The organism is Mycolicibacter sinensis (assembly GCF_001667375.1).
Lineage (GTDB): Bacteria > Actinomycetota > Actinomycetes > Mycobacteriales > Mycobacteriaceae > Mycobacterium > Mycobacterium sinense_A.
Genome location: NZ_LZIN01000031.1, coordinates 32,557 through 50,759, shown reverse-complemented (window position 1 = coordinate 50,759; position 18,203 = coordinate 32,557). Strand labels below are relative to the sequence as shown.

At 67.1% G+C, this 18,203-nt stretch carries 17 protein-coding genes, 1 pseudogene and 1 riboswitch; of the genes and pseudogenes, 9 read left to right on the top strand and 9 right to left on the bottom strand.

Going from position 1 to position 18,203, the window contains the following annotated elements; all coding sequences use genetic code 11:
• Positions 1-3 precede the first annotated feature (3 nt).
• From A5771_RS05375 to A5771_RS05355, 5 genes are all read left to right on the top strand, one after another.
• Positions 4-567, top strand: coding sequence for a hypothetical protein (locus A5771_RS05375; protein WP_064854161.1), 564 nt, complete (start codon positions 4-6; stop codon positions 565-567).
• Positions 567-1,265 (top strand): RsiV family protein, encoded by a 699-nt coding sequence (locus A5771_RS05370; protein ID WP_082947068.1) that lies wholly within the window; start codon positions 567-569, stop codon positions 1,263-1,265. Before A5771_RS05375 ends, A5771_RS05370 begins: the two co-directional genes overlap by 1 nt.
• 75 nt (positions 1,266-1,340) lie before the next feature.
• A complete protein-coding gene (locus tag A5771_RS05365) occupies positions 1,341-2,627 on the top strand; it encodes an amidohydrolase family protein (RefSeq protein WP_064854160.1) in 1,287 nt (428 codons plus the stop codon).
• Positions 2,628-2,744: 117 nt separating this feature from the next.
• Entirely contained in the window at positions 2,745-4,049 is a 1,305-nt protein-coding gene (locus A5771_RS05360; protein WP_064854159.1) for a TetR/AcrR family transcriptional regulator, read from the top strand.
• Positions 4,050-4,130: 81 nt separating this feature from the next.
• Positions 4,131-5,009 (top strand): mycofactocin-coupled SDR family oxidoreductase, encoded by an 879-nt coding sequence (locus A5771_RS05355; RefSeq protein ID WP_064854158.1) that lies wholly within the window; start codon positions 4,131-4,133, stop codon positions 5,007-5,009.
• A gap of 2 nt (positions 5,010-5,011) precedes the next feature.
• On the opposite strand, the gene A5771_RS05350 is transcribed toward A5771_RS05355, so the two are convergent.
• Together A5771_RS05350 and A5771_RS05345 are read right to left on the bottom strand one after the other, a co-directional pair.
• Positions 5,012-6,082 carry an NAD(P)H-dependent amine dehydrogenase family protein gene (locus tag A5771_RS05350; protein WP_064854157.1) on the bottom strand — a complete coding sequence of 357 codons (1,071 nt, stop codon included), beginning with the start codon at positions 6,080-6,082 and terminating at the stop codon, positions 5,012-5,014.
• Positions 6,079-7,065, bottom strand: coding sequence for an LLM class flavin-dependent oxidoreductase (locus tag A5771_RS05345; RefSeq protein ID WP_064854156.1), 987 nt, complete (start codon positions 7,063-7,065; stop codon positions 6,079-6,081). Before A5771_RS05345 ends, A5771_RS05350 begins: the two co-directional genes overlap by 4 nt.
• A 108-nt stretch (positions 7,066-7,173) precedes the next feature.
• Between A5771_RS05345 and A5771_RS05340 the strand changes: the two genes are divergently transcribed.
• From A5771_RS05340 to A5771_RS05330, 3 genes are all read left to right on the top strand, one after another.
• Positions 7,174-7,824, top strand: coding sequence for an SDR family oxidoreductase (locus A5771_RS05340; RefSeq protein ID WP_064854155.1), 651 nt, complete (start codon positions 7,174-7,176; stop codon positions 7,822-7,824).
• A 57-nt stretch (positions 7,825-7,881) separates the two neighbouring features.
• Positions 7,882-8,086: riboswitch (cobalamin riboswitch) on the top strand.
• A gap of 133 nt (positions 8,087-8,219) precedes the next feature.
• Positions 8,220-10,496, top strand: a complete 2,277-nt coding sequence (metE, locus tag A5771_RS05335) for a 5-methyltetrahydropteroyltriglutamate--homocysteine S-methyltransferase (RefSeq protein WP_064854154.1) — start codon at positions 8,220-8,222, stop codon at positions 10,494-10,496.
• Positions 10,497-10,595: 99 nt separating this feature from the next.
• Entirely contained in the window at positions 10,596-11,474 is an 879-nt protein-coding gene (locus A5771_RS05330) for a crotonase/enoyl-CoA hydratase family protein (protein ID WP_064854153.1), read from the top strand.
• 39 nt (positions 11,475-11,513) lie between these two features.
• Here A5771_RS05330 and A5771_RS05325 read toward each other — a convergent pair whose 3' ends face one another.
• Together A5771_RS05325 and A5771_RS05320 are read right to left on the bottom strand one after the other, a co-directional pair.
• Positions 11,514-11,903, bottom strand: a complete 390-nt coding sequence (locus A5771_RS05325; protein WP_064854152.1) for a DUF1801 domain-containing protein — start codon at positions 11,901-11,903, stop codon at positions 11,514-11,516.
• 54 nt (positions 11,904-11,957) lie between these two features.
• A complete protein-coding gene (locus A5771_RS05320; RefSeq protein WP_234782960.1) occupies positions 11,958-12,185 on the bottom strand; it encodes a hypothetical protein in 228 nt (75 codons plus the stop codon).
• A 46-nt stretch (positions 12,186-12,231) separates the two neighbouring features.
• Between A5771_RS05320 and A5771_RS05315 the strand changes: the two genes are divergently transcribed.
• Complete coding sequence (locus A5771_RS05315; protein WP_234782958.1) at positions 12,232-13,128, top strand: sigma factor; 897 nt, start codon at positions 12,232-12,234, stop codon at positions 13,126-13,128.
• A 23-nt stretch (positions 13,129-13,151) separates the two neighbouring features.
• Here A5771_RS05315 and A5771_RS05310 read toward each other — a convergent pair whose 3' ends face one another.
• The 5 genes and pseudogenes from A5771_RS05310 to A5771_RS05290 all read right to left on the bottom strand — a co-directional run bounded on the left by A5771_RS05310 (position 13,152) and on the right by A5771_RS05290 (position 18,203).
• Positions 13,152-13,979, bottom strand: a complete 828-nt coding sequence (locus tag A5771_RS05310; RefSeq protein ID WP_064854150.1) for a sterol desaturase family protein — start codon at positions 13,977-13,979, stop codon at positions 13,152-13,154.
• 5 nt (positions 13,980-13,984) lie between these two features.
• Positions 13,985-14,701, bottom strand: a complete 717-nt coding sequence (locus tag A5771_RS05305) for a FadR/GntR family transcriptional regulator (RefSeq protein WP_064854149.1) — start codon at positions 14,699-14,701, stop codon at positions 13,985-13,987.
• Between the two features lie 58 nt (positions 14,702-14,759).
• Positions 14,760-16,484, bottom strand: coding sequence for a DUF3556 domain-containing protein (locus tag A5771_RS05300; protein WP_064854148.1), 1,725 nt, complete (start codon positions 16,482-16,484; stop codon positions 14,760-14,762).
• 63 nt (positions 16,485-16,547) lie between these two features.
• A pseudogene (locus tag A5771_RS05295) lies at positions 16,548-17,588 on the bottom strand (MmgE/PrpD family protein); the annotation flags it as partial.
• Between the two features lie 105 nt (positions 17,589-17,693).
• On the bottom strand, positions 17,694-18,203 hold the full coding sequence (locus A5771_RS05290; protein ID WP_064854196.1) for a DoxX family protein: 510 nt from the start codon (positions 18,201-18,203) through the stop codon (positions 17,694-17,696).

Sequence of the window (18,203 nt, the reverse complement as noted above, 5' to 3'; positions counted from 1 at the left end):
ACCATGACCGCTCAACTCTGCGACGAGACGCCCGCGGCCGACGTCTCCGAAGAGGGCGACGAGGAGGCCGCGTCGCCACCCGTTCCCCGCCGCCAGCGTCGTGTCGCCCTGGCAGTCGCTGCCGTCATCTCCGTCGCGGCGCTGGGGGCGTTGGCTTTCCTGGGCTGGAACTACCAGCAGCAGCGCGGCATCGCCGCGGCAAGCAAGGCGGCGCTGGCGTCCGCGCAGACCTATGCCACCACGCTGACGAGCATCGACACCACCAGCGTCGACGACAACTTCGCGAAGGTAGTCGACGGCGCGACCGGCGAATTCCGGGACATGTACAGCCAGTCGGCGGCCCAACTGCGGCAGGTGCTGATCGACAACAAGGCGATGAGCAGGGGAATCGTGGTGGACTCCGCGGTCAAGTCGGCGACGAAGAACAGAGTCGAGGTGCTGCTCTTCATCGACCAGGCGATCACCAATGTCGCCAACCCGGCGGCACGGCTGGATCGCAGCCGGGCCGCGATGACCATGGAACGGGTCGACGGCCGATGGCTGGCCAGTCGCGTCGAGCTCAAATAGTGGGCCTCGCACGGCGAATCGCTCCGATCCTGGTGCTGCTCGTGCTGGGCAGCACCGTTACGGCGGCGGTCGCCCGCGCCGAAACCGCCGAAGCGGTGATCTCCGGTGCCAGCCCCGACGGTCTGGGAACCTGGACCGTGCACTATCAGCGCCTCGGTGCCGGCGAGTCACCGACGTCGGAGGCCATCAACGACCACATCGACGCCGAGGCGAACCGTGAAGTCACCCAAGCAACCTGGGACGGATCAACGCGGCGGCCATGGACCTTTGACGCGAAGGGAACGCTGCACGTCCGGGCCACGACGGTATCGGAGGTCTTCGTCGGGTCCTACAACACCGCGGAGCCGCACATGCCGATGCAGACGGTCGGCACGGTTGTCTGCGACACCCGCACCGGTGACATCATCACGTGGGACAACCTGTTCCGCGACAAGACCGCCGGGCTGACTCGCCTCGGCGAACGGGTAGAGGCGCGTCTGACACCGGTCGCTTCGCCGGTGGAGTTGCGCGACTGGCGGCGCGCCGGCCAGTTCGCACCGGTCGACATCAACTTCAGGCGCTGGATCCCCACCCGCGACGGCATCGAGTTCCACTTTGCTGACGTGCAATTCGGCCGCGGCCTCAAGGTCATCACCATCCCGTGGGCCGAGATCGACGACCTGATCACCCCCGAGTTCGCCTCCATCGCGGAACGTTGACCAAATATCTGTTCCGCCGTAGAGTCGGGCACACGTGACGCCGGTTGATGACCCGCACAGCCCGAGGAGCCCGGAATGAAGATGGACGACTTCGTCCTCGTTTCAGTCGACGATCACCTCGTCGAGCCGCCCGACATGTTCGAGGGCCACATCCCCGACAGATACAAAGATGATGTGCCTAAGCTGATCCAGCGCGCCGACGGCACCGACGCCTGGGTCTTCGAGGGACAGGAAGCCACCAACGTCGGCCTCAACGCGGTCGCCGGCCGCCCCCCGGACGAGTACGGCGCCGAGCCGACCAAACTGAGCGAGATCCGCGAAGGGTGCTACAACATCCACGAGCGGATCCGCGACATGAACGCCAACGGCGTTGCCGCCGCGATGAACTTCCCGTCCTACCCGCAGTTCTGCGGACAGTACTTCGCTCGCGCCAAGGACAAGGATCTCGCGCTGGCGGTGCTGCGGGCTTACAACGACTGGCACATCGACGAATGGTGCGGCACCTACCCGGGCCGGATGGTCCCGCTGGCACTGCCGCCGATCTGGGACCCGAACCTGATGGCCGACGAAGTCCGGCGGGTGGCGAAGAAGGGCTGTCACGCGGTCACCTTCTCGGAGAACCCCACCAAACTCGAGTACCCCTCGCTGCACGACCCGCACTGGGATCCGTTCTGGCAGGCCTGCAGTGACGAGAACACCGTCGTCTGCCTGCACATCGGTTCGTCGTCATCGGTGGTGATCACCTCGATCGACGCCCCCGTCGACACCATGATCACCCTGCAGCCGATGAGCATCGTCAATGCGGCGGCGGACCTGGTCTGGTCGCCGACGCTGCGCAAGTTCCCCGACCTGACCTTCGCGCTCTCCGAGGGCGGCATCGGCTGGATTCCCTACTTCCTGGAGCGCGTCGACCGGGTCTACAAGATGCACCGCGCCTGGACCCATCAGAACTTCGGCGGCAAGCTGCCCAGCGAGGTCTTCCTGGAGCGCATCGTGACCTGCTTCATCGACGACGGCTTCGGCATCGAGAACCGGCACAAGCTCAACCTCGACATGATCACCTGGGAATGCGACTATCCGCACTCCGACTCGACGTGGCCACTGGCACCGGAGTCACTCGCCGGCTACCTCAACGGCGTGCCCGATGACGAGATAGACAAGATCACCCACGAGAACGCGCTGCGGCTCTTCTCCTTTGACATGTTCGGGAAGCTGCCGCGCGAGCAACTCACCGTCGGTGCGCTGCGGACGCAGGCGCGCGACGTGGACCTGGGCTACCGCTCCTCGCAGCGGCTGAAGAAGACCGGCACCGACACCGTGACCGTGCTCGACCTGGCCGCTAAACTGCCCACCGGGACGTAATCGGCGCCCGGCCCAACTGCCCGGTCCGACAGTTACCTTCTGGTAGCGTTCAACCAAATGTTCGGTCACTAGGTGCTCGGGTACATCCCGGCTGATCACGGGCGTAGTGGAGGTACGGTGGGGCGCCGAAAGCCAGCCGGAGCGGTAACTTCCGCGAACCGTACCGGCGGCTACGACGACGGCACGCGCCGCACCGAGATTCTGCAGACCGCCGCGACCCTGATCGCCTCCTCGGGCCTGCGGACCTCGCTGCAGGAGATCGCCGATGCCGCCGGCATTCTGCCCGGCAGCCTGTACCACCATTTCGACTCCAAGGAAGCCATCCTGGTCGAGCTCGTCCGGCGCTACCACGCCGACCTCGAGCAGGTCGGCGACGTGGCACAGGAGCGGTTGGACGAACTGGGTTCAGCGCCGGTCACCGACGCGATCGTAGAATTGGGCGCGGCGATCGCGCGGTGCGCCGTCGCGCACCGCGCCGCACTGCAGATGTCGTTCTACGAGGCGCCCAGCGCGAATCCGGAACTGGTCAAGCTGCTGCAGAATCCGCCTACCGGCGCTCAGCACGCCATGCTGCAGACCCTGCGGGCCGCGCGCTGGAGCGGTCACATCCGGCCGGACATCGACCTACCGACGCTCGCCGACCGGATGTGCCAGTCGATGATGCATGTCGGGCTCGACGTCATCCGGCACAAGGCGGCCGCCGACCAGACCGCGGCGCTGCTCAGCCGCATCATGTTGCAGGGCTTGGCCGCTCGGCCCTGCAGCGACGAGGAGTTGGACCGCTCTCCGGCGTTCATGGCCGCCGAAGCGGCGATCCAGACCTGGGCCGACGAACGCGCGGCCGAAGCCGATGACAAGGCCGCCCACGTCCGCCGGATCGCCCGCGCCGAGTTCGGGAGCAAAGGCTACGAGGTCACCACCGTCCGCGATATCGCCTCCGCGGCGGGGATGGGAACCGGCACGGTTTACCGGTTGATTGGCTCGAAAGACGAGCTGTTGGCCTCGATCATGGCCTCATTCGGCGCCAAAGCCGGTGGTGGATTCGCGGCCGTGCTGCGTGCGGACGCGACACCGATAGCCAAGCTCGACGCCTTGAGCTGGATCAACATCAACGCCCTGGACCAATTCCCGGACGAGTGGAAGATCCAGCTCGCCTGGATGCGGCACTCTCCGCCGGACACTCCCAACCCCGGCCTGGCGTTCACCACCCGACTGCGGCAACTCAAATCGCTGTTGTCGGCCGGGACTCGCTCGGCCGACATCCGGGTCGAGACGCCGTCGATGGAGATGCTGTCGCGATGCGTGATGGACCTGCTGTGGGTGCCGGAGAACATTGTGCGCGCCCAGGGAACCCGCGCCGCGCTGATCCTGGCTCGCGACACCCTGGTGCGCGGGGCCGCCGAGCGCAGCCCCGCCGGCTAGCGAACGCCGGCGAGAAACTGCTACCAAAGTTTTGTTCCGATACCTATTGATTAAGCGGATTCCGTCACATAGGTTCGGTCCATGTCCGGAAAGCTCAGCGGCAAGGTCGCATTCATCACCGGCGCTGCCCGCGGCCAGGGCCGCGCTCACGCCCTGGCGATGGCCAGAGAAGGCGCCGACATCATCGCGGTGGACATCTGTCGCCAGATCGAGTCGAACCCCTACCCGCTGGCGACGCCCGATGATCTCGCCGAGACCGAACGAGCGGTCAAGGAACTGGGCCGCCGGGTCGTCGCGCGCATCGCTGACGTGCGCGAGCGGCACGAACTGCGTGACGCGGTGGAGGCCGGCCTGGCCGACCTGGGCAAGATCGACATCGTCGTCGCCAACGCCGGCATCCTGCCGATGGCCATGGGCAAACCCGACCCGATGCAGTTCGTCGACGCCTCCGACGTCGACCTGGTCGGGGTGATGAACACCGTGGCGGTCGCCATTCCGCACCTGCCCGACGGCGCATCGGTCATCGTCACGGGTTCGACCGCCGGAATGATCCGCGGCACCACCGACAATCCGAACATGGGTCCCGGTGGCGCCGGCTACGGGTGGAGCAAGCGCATCGTGATGGAGTACGTCGACGAGATGAGCCTGCACCTGGCGCCCCGGATGATCCGGGTCAACGCCATCCACCCGACCAACTGCAACACCCACCTGTTGCAGAACGACGGCATGTACTCGATGTTCCGCCCGGATCTGACCTCGCAGGGCAAGAAGGCCACCCGCGAGGACGCCGAACCGTTGTTCACCCTCTTCCAGGCCATGCCTATCCCATACATCGAGCCCGAGGACATGGCCAACCTCGGGGTCTTTTTGGCCAGCGAGGACGCCCGCTACATCACCGGCCAGCACATCCGCGTCGACGCCGGATCGCTGCTCAAGTGGCCCAATGGGCCAGGTGGATAACGTCAGAATGCGTGGCGGGGCAACGTGATCGGCAGATCTAGCGAGCTCAGCAGCCCCGGAGCGGCGTCCACCACATAGGGCACCGCGTTGACGACGCGCATCGCGGTCGCCGCCATCGCGCCCCGGCCGGCGCCGTGGCCTGCCGCGTCACCCAGGGTCATCGCGCAATGGATGTCGGGATCGCCGTCGATGTCCACCCGATAGGTGGCGTCACAGTCCGAGGCCAACCAGTCCGGTGCGACGTCGCGGGCCATCCGGATGATGTGCTCGACCACGATGGCTTCTCGTCCGTCAACGACCCCGACCGCCCGGGTGCACACCGCGCCGCACGTCCCGGCCGCGATGGTCCCGAAGGCCACTTCGATATCGCGATGCGTGACTCGCCTGTCCAGCGAACCGCAGATCTCCTGGACTTGCGCGCCCAGACCCTGCGCCATCAGGTGAATCGGTGCGCTCCAAGCCATCTCGATAAAGCCCGGGGTGCTCAGCATCGGCTCGAAGTCCAGCGGCCGGCCGAACCCCATCCCATCCATCATTACGTCGGCAACCGGGTAGTGGTCGTTGAGCGCGATCTCGCGCACCGTCAGCGTGCGAATCGACTTGGACTGAGTAGCCAGCATCAGGGCGAGCTGATCGGAGCCGAAGCCGGGAAAGACCCCGGACACATAGAACGACGCCGCACCGGCCTTGGCCGCCGCCTGCAGCTGTTCGCGCCACTCGGGATGAAAGTAGCTCGGCGGATACACCAGGCTGGTCGTCGACGTCGAGACGACGTTGATTCCCGCCTCCAGCAGCCGCAGATAGTCGGGCACCGCTGCAGCGTCGCGGTCCGGTCCGCTCGCGGCATACACGACGCACTCCGGCCGCAGTTGGATCAGCGCATCGGCGTCACCGGTTGCCGCCACCCCGAGCGCGGCGCCGCCGGCGAGTTCGCCGGCATCACGGCCCGCCTTCTTCGCCGAATGCACCCAGACGCCAACAAGTTCCATATCGGGCCGGCGCCGGATCGCGTCGATCGCAATGGAGCCGACACCGCCGGTTGACCACACCACGACGCGGATCTTCCGATTCATGCATTCCCCTCCGAGTTCGCGCGCCCAACGGCTGCCACTGCATGTTCCAGATAGGGCCAGGCAAGGGTGGGCGGAAGCCCGCCGCACAGCGGAAGCAGCGGCAGGCTGCGACCGGACCGCAGCTGCTCGACGGCCTCCCCGATGGTGAAGATGCGGTACGGCCCGGGTGCTTCCCGCAGTTCCGTCACGCTGGCGGCCCGCGAGATGCTCGCTACGCTCTCATCTCCGTGCCGGTAGCCGGCGGCGGTGACGGCATCGTGAAGCAGGTACGGTCCGAGTTCGCCCCAAGCCTTATCCACGTCGTCCGCAATGAAGACGGTCGTCGGCGCGTCAGGCTCGGGGAACTGGGCCGGACCTGGTTCATGGCCGTGCTCCCGGCACTGCGATTCGTAAAGGTCTTTCAGGCCAGCCGGATTCGCCTGAGCGAGAAATCCCAGCCCGTGGCGGGCGGCCCGCCGGGCCGCTGCCGGACTACCACCGGCAACCATCATGTGCGGGCCGCCCGGGGTCACGCACGTCGGCGTCACATGGATCCGACGGCCCTGATACTGAACCGGTTCGCCGCGCAGCAGCCGCAGCAGCAATTCCAGCTTGTCGTCAGCCAGGCGTCCGCGCGCACGCATGTCGATGCCGAAGTGCTCGTACTCTTCGGCGCGGTGCCCGAGACCGAAGGCGTAGGCGACGCGCCCGTTGCTGAGGATGTCGAGCACGCTGATGTCTTCGGCTAGCCGGACCGGATCCCAGAACGGCAGGACCACCGCGGCCAGCATGATCGTCAACGCCTCGGTGCGGGCGGCGATGGCCGTGGCCAGCAGCAACGGCGAGGGCAGGTGGCCATCCTCGGTGCCGTGATGCTCGGAGAGCACGGCGGCGACCGCGCCACGGGTTTCGGCCCAGGCGCACATGTCGATGGCCGCGCCGTAGAGCTCGCTGCTGGGCGTTCCGGACGCGGGCGCCCGCATGTCGAAGCGAAGAGTGAACATCTCGCAGCGGCTCCTTCAGGAATCCGCCCGACTATAACCTAATATTTGTTCCCATGTCGCGGTCGGCGCCGGTCGCATCGGCGGCCGGCAGCAGGTAGCGTCGGATTCATGGCGCGCATTGTGATCGTCGGCGGCCACGGCAACGTCGCCTTGCTGCTCAGCCCCATCCTGACCGACTGCGGTGACGAGGTGACCTCGATCTTCCGCAATCCCGACCACTCCGAGGAAGTCGCGGTGACCGGGGCGGTGCCGGTGGTGGCCGACATCGAACAGCTCGACACCGACGAGCTGGCCGAGCTGGTGGCCGGCCACGACGCGCTGGTGTTCTCCGCCGGTGCCGGCGGCGGCAACCCGGCGCGCACCTACGCCGTCGACCGCGACGCCGCCATCCGCACCATCGACGCCGCCGCGCAAGCCGGCGTCCGGCGCTTTGTGATGGTGTCCTACTTCGGCGCCGGTCCTGATCACGGCGTGGCGGAAGACGATCCGTTCTACCCATACGCGCAGGCCAAGGCCGCCGCCGACGCCCATCTGCGGGCCACGGACCTGGATTGGACGGTGCTGGGGCCGAGCCGGCTGACCCACGAACCGGCGACCGGGCGGATCACGGTGGGCCCGGACACGGCCAAAGGTCAGGTGTCCCGGGCCAACGTCGCGCAGGTGATCGCGGCCTGCCTGGCCGACCCCACGACGATTCGCCGCACCATCGAATTCAACGACGGCCAGACCCCCGTCGCGGCAGCGCTGCAGGCCGGATGAGCGGGTAACGTCGACCACGCAACTGGTTTGCCGACATCGCCGGTAGTAGTGGCGGCGTTGACATCGAGCGCAACGCGGTTTTCCGTGGAGCGTGAGAGGGAACCCGGTGAGAGTCCGGGGCTGTCCCGCAGCGGTATGCAGGAACGACCGCCGTCATCGGCACTGGTCAAGGGTTCGCCCACGACTGGGAAGCGACGGCCACTAGGAGCACCCCCGGTGCGCGCCTGCGAGTCCGAAGACCTACCTGTTGTGTCGGGCGCGCCGCGCCCGGCGGATCAACGCCTCGCGGAATGGGCGTCTGGTTTTTCAGCGTTATAGTGCGTTAAATTGCACGGAACCGGATTGGCTGGACGACCGCCGGCGGTGACCCACCCTCTGGATCAAAGGATCGCATCGTGACCGTTCAACCCTTTACCGCCACCGTTCTCGGATCTCCGCGGATCGGGCCGCGCCGCGAACTCAAGCGCGCCACCGAGAGTTACTGGGCCGCCCGGATAGGACAAGACGAACTGAAGAAGGTCGCTGCCGACCTGCGCCGCGACACCTGGGCACAGTTGGTCGCCGCCGGTCTGGACTCGGTGCCGGTGAACACGTTCTCCTACTACGACCAGATGCTCGACACCGCGGTGCTGCTCGGTGCGCTCCCGCAGCGGGTCGCCGGGGTGGCCGACGAGCTGGACCGTTACTTTGCCGCCGCACGGGGCAACTCCGAGATCGCCCCGCTGGAGATGACGAAGTGGTTCGACACCAACTACCACTACATCGTTCCGGAGATCGGCCCGGACACCAAGTTCGCGCTGAATCCGGCCAAGGTGCTCGCTGAGTTCAAAGAGGCTGCCGAGCAAGGGATTCCGGCTCGCCCGGTGATCATCGGTCCCATCACCTTCCTGCTGCTGAGCAAGGCGGTCGACGGTGCGCCGGCGCCGATCTTCCGCCTCGACGAGCTGACCGACGTCTACGCCGAGCTGCTTTCCAAGCTGGCCGAAGCCGGGGCCGAGTGGGTGCAGATCGACGAGCCGGTGTTGGTGACGGACGGCGCCCCGGACGCCCCGGCGCTGGCCGAACAGGTCTACAGCCGCCTCGCCGGTGTGGCGGGCCGGCCGGCGATCTTCGTCGCCACCTACTTCGGCGACCCGGGCGGTGCGCTGGCCGCGCTGGCCCGAACCCCGGTCGAGGCGATCGGCGTGGATCTGGTCTACGGCTCGGTGGACTCAGTGGCCGCGGTTCCGGAGTTGGCCTCCAAGACCCTGGTCGCCGGTGTCGTCGACGGCCGCAACATCTGGCGCATCGACCTGGAGGCCGCGCTGGCGAAGCTGGCGACCGTCCGGGAGTCGGTGGCTGCGGTGGCTGTCTCCACGTCTTGCTCGACGCTGCATGTCCCCTATTCGCTGTCGTATGAGGCCGATTCGGCGCTGGACGACAACCTGCGCAGCTGGCTGGCGTTCGGCGCCGAGAAGGTGACCGAAGTGGCCGTCCTGTCTCGGGCCCTGGCCGAGGGCCGCGATGCCGTCTCCGACGAGATCGCCGCCTCCAACGCCGCCGTCTCCTCGCGCAAATCCGACCCGCGGCTGAGCAATGCCGATGTCCGCGACCGGATCGCGACGATCACCGCGGCCGGCGCGCGCCGCGGCAGCGCCGAGGCCCGGCGTGCCGCCCAGGGCGAGCGGCTGCACCTGCCGCCGCTGCCGACCACCACCATCGGGTCGTTTCCGCAGACCGTCGACATCCGCAAGGCCCGGGCCGCGCTGGTCGCCGGCGAGATCGACGAAGCGGAATACACCCGCCGAATGAAGGCCGAGATCGCCGACGTCATCAAGCTGCAGGAGCAGCTCGGCCTGGACGTGCTGGTGCACGGCGAGCCGGAGCGCAACGACATGGTGCAGTACTTCGCCGAGCAGCTGGAGGGCTTCTTCGCCACCGCCAACGGCTGGGTGCAGTCCTACGGCAGCCGGTGCGTGCGGCCGCCGGTGCTCTTCGGCGACGTCTTCCGTCCGCATCCGATGACGGTGGAGTGGGCCACCTACGCCCAGTCACTGACCGACAAGCCGGTCAAGGGCATGCTCACCGGCCCGGTGACCATTCTGGCGTGGTCGTTCGTCCGCGACGACCAGCCGCTGGCCGACACCGCCAACCAGGTGGCGCTGGCCATCCGCGATGAGACGGTGGATCTGGAGAAAGCCGGCATCGCGGTGATCCAGGTCGATGAGCCCGCGCTGCGCGAGTTACTGCCGCTGCGCAAGGCCGACCAGGAGGCCTACCTGAACTGGGCGGTCGGCGCCTTCCGGCTGTCGACGTCGGGGGTGAGCGACGCGACCCAGATCCACACCCACCTGTGCTACTCGGAGTTCGGCGAGGTGATCGGTGCGATCGCCGACCTCGACGCTGACGTCACCTCCCTCGAGGCGGCGCGCTCGCACATGGAGGTGCTCGACGACCTCAACGCGATCGGGTTCGCAGGCGGGGTGGGGCCGGGCGTCTACGACATCCACTCTCCACGGGTGCCCAGCACCGATGAGATGGCCACCTCGCTGCGGGAAGCCCTCGACGCGGTTCCAGCGCAACGACTCTGGGTGAATCCGGACTGCGGCCTCAAGACCCGCAAAACCGACGAGGTTACCGCCTCGCTGGCCAACCTTGTCGCCGCGGCCAAGCAGGCCCGCGCCGGCGTCTAGGTCTGACGGGACCCCGGTCGCCGAACGTGCGCCTGCTGCGAAAGAATCATGAAAATTTCGCAGTGGGTGCACGTTCGGCGTAGCCGAGGAGGAGCAGACATGGACTTCACCACGATCCGCCACGAGGTCGAGGACGGGATCCTCACCGTGTACCTGAACCGACCGGACAACCTCAACGCCTTCACCGTCGAGATGGCCGAGGAACTGGAGCGCACCTTCATCGAGGTCAACAACGACGACGCCGTACGCGCGGTGATCGTCACCGGCGAGGGACGGGCGTTCTGCGCAGGGATGGACCTGTCCAGCTCGGGCAACGTGTTCGGCCTCGACGAGACCAAGTCGCCGACGCTGGCCGACATGGCGGACCTCGACGATCCGGAACTGGCCCGGGTGCGCGACACCGGCGGGCGGGTGACGCTGGCGATCTACGGCTGCCGCAAACCGGTGATCGCCGCGGTCAACGGCCCCGCGGTCGGGATCGGCGCCACGATGATGCTGGCGATGGACGCCCGACTGTTCTCCACCAAGGCCCGGTTCGGGCTGGTGTTCGGAAAACTAGGGATCACCCCGGAAGCCTGCTCGACCTGGTTCCTGCCCCGGATCGTCGGGGTGCCAACGGCTTTGGACCTGCTCTACCGCGCCGACATCCTGGACGCGGAGGGCGCGCGTGCCTGCGGGATCGCCCAGTCGCTCCACGAACCGGACGTGCTGCTGGCCCAGGCGCGAGAGCTGGCCGACGCCTGGACCAAGGGCCGCTCACCGGTGTCGTTCGCGCTGATCCGCCAGATGCTCTACCGCAACTCCGCGCAGCCCGACCCGGTAGACGCGCACCGGGTCGATTCGCTGGCGATGTTCTACACCAGCATCGGCGACGGGGCCGACGGGGTGCGGGCCTTCCTGGAGAAGCGTGACCCGCAGTTCACCTCCCGGGCCTCGGCGATGCCGCCGTTCTACGGCGAGTGGGTGCCGCGCGGGTAAGCCCCGCCGGCGGTGATCGCCGAGGCATCCAGCGTTACGTCATTGCGCGTTGAGTTCGGCGGCTGCGCGGACGAGGGCCGCGAAGGCCTTCACGTCCAGGGTGTCGCCTTCCAGGAGGTCGATCGCACGCCGGGTATTGCCCTCGAGGCTGGCGTTGAACAGTCCGGTCGGGTCGGGCAGCGAGGCTCCCTTGGCGAAGGTGAGCTTGACCTTCTCCCGGTAGGTCTCTCCGGTGCAGATGATCCCGTCCTGGTACCACGTGGGCACACCGCGCCATTTCCACTGTTCCACCACGGCGGGCAGCGTCGTGATGATCACTTCGCGGATGGTGGCCAGCAGCTCACCGCGCCAGTCGGCCAATTCGGAGATGCGGCCGTCGATCAGAGCTGACGGATCATCGCTGTTGACCGTGCGCTTCTCGGATGCCATATGTGCGCTCCTCGATACGAGTTCCTGAAATCTGATGATGCCGGATTCACGGTCTCACGCCTCGGGCAGCTCGGCGAACCGCTTCTTGACATCGTTGTACCAGCCCATCGACTTCATGGGGCGGCGCCAGCGGCCCTTCATGTCGTCTCGGGCGGGCACGTGGGCCTCGTCGCCGGCCCTGACGAGTTCCTTGAGGTGCCGGTCCTGCGCCTTGATGATCTCGTCGGCGCTCTCACCGCGGTGGGCGAAGTTGCATGGGCCACCCAGTTCCTGGCAGGTCATGGTCTTCACGGGGGTTCTCCTCCTCTGGTCGCACCGGGCGGTCCGGGTGCGTCAGGATGTTGACGCACCCGACGACGAAAGTGTGACCGCCATGGTGAGCGACGAGCAGCTTGCTGACGGCTTCGAGGCCGAGCGCCCACGCCTGCAGCGCATCGCTGCGCACATCCTGGGAGATGCCGACGCGGCGCAGGACGTCGTTCAGCAGGCGTGGTTGCGGCTGGAGGCCGCCGATGCCCCGATCACAAATCTGCCCGGCTGGCTGACAACAGTGACCTCTCGGCTGTGCGTGGACCGGCTACGAGCTCGTACGCCGATACCGACGGAGTCGATAGACGTTGAAACGGCACCCGATCCCGCCGACGACCTGGTACTGGCTGACACCGTCGGTATCGCACTGCAGGTGGTGCTCGATCGGCTCACGCCCGCCGAGCGGGTGGCGTTTGTCCTACACGACAGCTTCGGTTTTGACTTCGAGTTGATCGCGACGATGCTCGACACCACCTCGGTCGCGGCGCGCAAGCTGGCCTCGCGGGCTCGGGCCAAGGTGCGCCCACCAGCGCCCGCCGATGCCCTCGCCGATTGGGAGGTCGTGGACGCGTTTATGACCGCGGCGCGCGAGGGAGACTTCGCCCAGCTGCTCGAGTTGCTGGCTCCCGACGTGGTGGTGACTGCCGATGCGTCCGCGGTTGCGCTGGGCACGCCGACTCGCTTGGAAGGCGCCGGCGAGGTAGCCAGTTTCTTCAACGGCGCTGCGGCAGCTGCCTTCGCTGTCTTCGTCGAGGATCGCCCGGGCGCCGCCTGGATCCACCGCGGACAGGTCAAGGTCGCCTTCGACTTCACCGTCACGACCGGGCAGATCCATCACCTGCGGTTCCGCGCAGCCGACGACGTCCTGGCGGGGGTCCGACATCGTGTCGGTGACAGCGCCCGGGACTCTGGGTAACCTTCGCGAGTCAAGCTGCCTGTTCAGCCGGCGGGCTGCCATCCCGGCCCGCGAAAGAGGTGGCCCCACACCGCCCGCCAATTGCGTGCGCTCCGTACGTCGCGCCAGATCGCGACGTACTCGTGGGTGGCCACCCGCACCGGGTTGAACGTCTCGATGTTCTTGGTCAGCCCGTAGACCACCCGCTCCCCCTCCGGCTGGAAGGTGCCGAACAGCCGGTCCCACACGATGAGGATGCCGCCGTAGTTCGTGTCGAGGTACTTCTCGTTCGACCCGTGGTGGACACGGTGGTGTGACGGGGTGTTGAAGACGAATTCGACAGGCCGCCAGAGCTTCCCGACCCGCTCGGTGTGGATGAAAAACTGGTAGAGCAGGCTGATGGACTGCTGCAGCAGGATCATCCACGGGGCGAACCCGGCGAACGCCAGCAGCACCCAGAACGGGACCGCGGTGAACGGCGTCCAGGTCTGGCGCAGGGCGGTGGACAGGTTGTAGTGCTGACTGGAGTGGTGCACCACGTGGCTGGCCCAGAACACCCGGATGGTGTGGTGAGTGCGGTGGTACCAGTAGTAGGCGAAGTCGTCGGCGACGAACAGCGCGATCCAGGTCAGCGGGTTACTCGCCGGCAGGTGAACCGGCGCCAGCAGATAGGCCCCGCTGAAGACCGCCAACACCGCCAGCTTCCAGCCGATGTTGATGATCACGTTGCCGATGCCCATAGTGAGACTGGTTCGGGTATCCCGTAATTCGTAGCCACGCTCCTCGTCGTTCGGCAGCACCGCGAAGGACACCGCCTCCAGAACCAGGCAGAGCACGAAGACCGGGATCGCGTGGGCGATGAGATCGAACACCGCAGTTACCCCGCCCCGTCGGCGTCGGCCTGGCAGGCCGCCACGAACCGGGTCAGCAACTCTTCGGCCAACCGATACGCGGCGTCCTCGTCGGCTGCCGCGATCGCGGCGGCCAGGTCGATGTGTGCGCTACGGTCGGCGAATTCGGCGGCTCCCAGCGCGTAGATCGCCTCTCGTCCGATCTCGTCGTAGGCGGCGACCAGGGTGTTCAGCGCCAGCCGGTAGGCGATGTTGCCCGACCCGTCGATGACGGCGATCCAGAACGTCAGGTCGGCGTCGATCACCAACTCCAACTCCCCGGAAACCGGGTATGCCTTCGCGGCGGCAGTGATCGCGGACCGCTGCTGCGCCGAGGCGCTCCGCGCACAGAGTCGTGCGGCATCCGCCGCGATCGAACGCCGCATCACCGCGACGTCGCCGATGATCTGGCGTGCGGGGATCACTCCGGCGAGGGCCAGCCCGGTCAGGGCATCCAGGCCGGCGCTGGTCCGCCAGTCCAGCACCCGCGTCTTGCCGCCGTGGCTGATCCGGACCAGCCCGGCCTGCTGCAACCGCTTGAGCGCCTCGCGCACCGCATGCCGGTTGACCTGCAGCGTCAGGGACAGTTCGCGTTCCGACGGCAGGGGTTCGCCGGCCGGCAGGCGTCCGGTCAGGATCTCCTCGATGAGGCGCACGAAGATCGTGTCGGAGACCGCGGTCCGCGGAATGGGCGCCAGATCCATGGGCTATATGGTCGAGCACCCGGCCCGACTGGTCAACTGGTTGGACCAGTTATCTGGATCACATCTCGACGTGCACCGGCACGTCGTCGTCCCACGGCTGGCGGGTCACCATGTCGGCCACCCGCACATAGCCGCGTTCGAATTCCCCGGTGGCGGCGTCCACCAGCCGGTAGGACTGGGTTTGCCGGTGGATAGGCTGGGCGTCGAGAATCACTACCCGCACCTCCCCCGGCTCGAACCCGCACCGCTGCTGCAACGCGGCGATCAGCTGTTCGTTGCTGAAGTGCCCGTCACCGAAGTTCCAGCCGATCGCGGTGCTGGTGATCCGCTCACCGTCCGTGAGGACGTAGTCGTCCTCGTTCTGATCGGCCATCGCACGATGCGCCAAGGTGAACAACGCCCGGCCGTGAGTATTGAAGGCGCGGAACGCATATCCCATGTACATCGGGATCTGGGCAGCCTCCTTGCTGCCGTAGAACTTCTCCAGCTGGGCGGCGGGCATGCTGGCGATCGCCACGATGCCCTCGGCGATCTTCGCGTCGGCGGACGGCTTGATGCACCACAGTGTGGTATCCCAGTTGCCGGCGTAGTAGCGCATGCCCGGCAGGAAGGACACCTTGCGCGGGAACAGGTTTCCGAGCGCGACGGTTCCCGCGACCACGACGAACAGCAGGATCGGCAAGGGCGTCGTCAGATCGCCCAGCCCGACGCCGGCGTGGCCGACGAACAGCGCCAGCACCGAGAACATCATGAAGACGTTCCATTCCAGCGGAACTCCCATCGGAATCGCCGACAGGATGCCGAAGTGGAAGCACAGCATGACGAACGCGGCGATCGCGCCTGCCCACCCGCCGTGGCTGAAGAACAACACCAGCGGGACACCCATCTCGATCACCGTGGAGAAATGCGCGAGCCAGCGCGACAATCGGCCCGGCCTCAGGTCGTCCGGGAAGTGTTCGAAGAACTTGCGTTTGATCGACCGCGAGCGAAACAGCGGGTTGTTGCTCATCATCGTGGAGATGACGAACGGGAAGTGCTTGTTGAGTTTGGAGGTCGCCGCGCCCAACCAGATGACCAGGCACACCAGTTTGGCGCCCAGGATCAGGTCCACGCCGTAGCCGGCGAACAGGAACGCGACGGTCAACGAGCCATAGACCTCACCGCGGGCCGCCAGAAAGATCACCTTGTCGCGCAGCCCCAGCACCGCCAGCACACCCAGCACCGCCCAGATCTGCCACGCCGGCAGCACCCCGACCGTCGTCCCAAGCGCGGGGACCGGCCCTGTCGCGTCGGAGAACAACGCAATGACCAGCAACACCAGCAGCGCCGCGTACAGCGCGGCGTCGAACGGGGTGCGGCGATCGCCGGCGGTCAGCGGTATCCGACCCGGCCACGGCGGCAGCCGAATGGTGTTCGGGCGCAACCAGTACAGGATCGATCCCATCGGCGGGAAGAACCGGTTGTTCAGCGGCCCGAACCCGCAGCCCAGACCGATCACCTCGAACAACATCGTGTAGAGCACGACCTTCTCGAACACCACCGGCTCGGCGTACCACTGCGCCACATCGGTGAAGCCGTCGATACCGCGCGTGGTCAGACAGATCAGCCACGCACCCAGGATGTACAGGCCGATCTTGACCACGTAGAACAGGTGCAGCAGCACCGGGGTGCCGAAGCCGACTTCGGCCCAGTGCCGGGCCATCGGGATGATGCGCTCCGCCCGGGTGCCCCGGCTCCATTCCTCGAAGTCGATCTGTGGGGTGTCCTGTTTGAGAAAGCCCATGACCGCCAGATTAGAACGTGTTCTAGGTACGCGCGGGGAAACCCCCGAGCTCACGTGGCCCGCTCACCGGAAGATCCCCGGCGGGGTATCCGGCGCCTTGTCCAGTACCAGCGGATCGACCACGATGTTCAACGCGCCCAGTTCCCCGCCACCGAGGCCCGCCAGGCCCTCGACCGCCGCCAGGAATCGATTCTGCTCGGCCGGTTCGACCACTGCGTCGGCGAGCCCGGTGAACTTGGCGGTGTACTGGGGGCGCCCGAATGGCCGCGCCCCCAACGGATGCGCGTCGGCGATGGCCAGTTCGTCGGTGATCACCGCGCCGCTCTTCAACGTCACCTCGGCACGCGCCCCGAAGGCCTTCTCGTCCGGCTCGGTCGAGTGGTAACGGCGGGTCCACTCCGAGTCTTCGACGGTGGAGATCTTGTGCCACAGCGCAACCGTGTCCGGGCGGTGCGCCCGCTGAGGCGCGTAGGAGCGTTCGTGGTGCCAGGTGCCGTCCTGCAAGGCCACGGCCAAGATGTACATCGCCGAGTGGTCCAGGGTCTCGCGCGAGGCGTCCGGGTCGAACTTCTGCGGGTCGCCCGAGCCGGTCCCGATCACGTAGTGGGTGTGGTGGCTGGTGTGCAGCACGATCGATGCGACCTGCTCCAGGTCGCCGATGCGTTCCCGCAGCCGGCGCGCCAGATCGATCAGCGCCTGGCTCTGGTATTCGGCCGAGTGCTCCTTGGTGTAGCTGTCCAGGATGGCGCGCTTGGGTTCGCCACGGCCGGGCAGCGCCACCCGGTAGGTGTGTTCGGGACCGGACAACAGCCACGCGATGACGCCGTCTTCGCCCTCCCGGATCGGGGCCGGGGATCCCTCGCCGCGTATCGCCCGGTCGATCGCCTCGATGCCCACCTTGCCGGCGTGCGCCGGAGCATAGGCCTTCCAGCTGGAAATCAGGCCCTTGCGGGACTGGCGGGTAGCCGTTGTCAGGTGCAGCGCCTGGCCGATCGCGGAGTAGATGACCTCCGGATCGAGCCGCAGCATGGTGCCGATGCCGGCGGCCACCGACGGGCCCAGGTGCGCGACGTGGTCGATCTTGTGCTCGTGCAGGCAGATTCCCGGGTTCGGACCTCATGTACCTGCATGTTTCACACGGTACGCACGATGTGACAAACGTCAGTCGGCCAACGGATTTCAGTTCAGCCGGGCCGGTAGCGGACTGCCTTACTCGCCGGTCACGGCCGGCGGCCGGTAGAACAGCACCAGCTGGCCGATCGCCCCGGCTAGCCCCAATCCGACCGAGATCGCCAGACCCGCCCAGCCGTTGAGCCAACAGCGGCAGAAGATCTGGTGATCGAGGCTGAGCCGGCCCGGCCCGAGCATTGCCACCACGACGGCACCGGTAGCCAGCACCAGGTTGTATTCCCAGCCTTCGCTGAGCACGAAGAAGCCGTTGCCGCGGTGCACGGTCCACACCGCGACCGACATCAGCGCCACGAACCCGGCGGCCGCGATCGGGGTGAGCAGGCCGGCGGCCAGTCCCAGCCCGGCGGCGATCTCGGCGCTGGCGGCCGTCACGGCCTGGAATTTGCCGTATTTCATCCCGATGCTCTCGAACCACCCCGCGGTGCCCGGGATACGGCCCCCGCCGAAGAACTTGTTGAAACCGTGTGCCGCCAGGGTCACACCCAGCACCAAGCGGAGGATCAGCAAAGCAACATCAGCAGCGGCCAT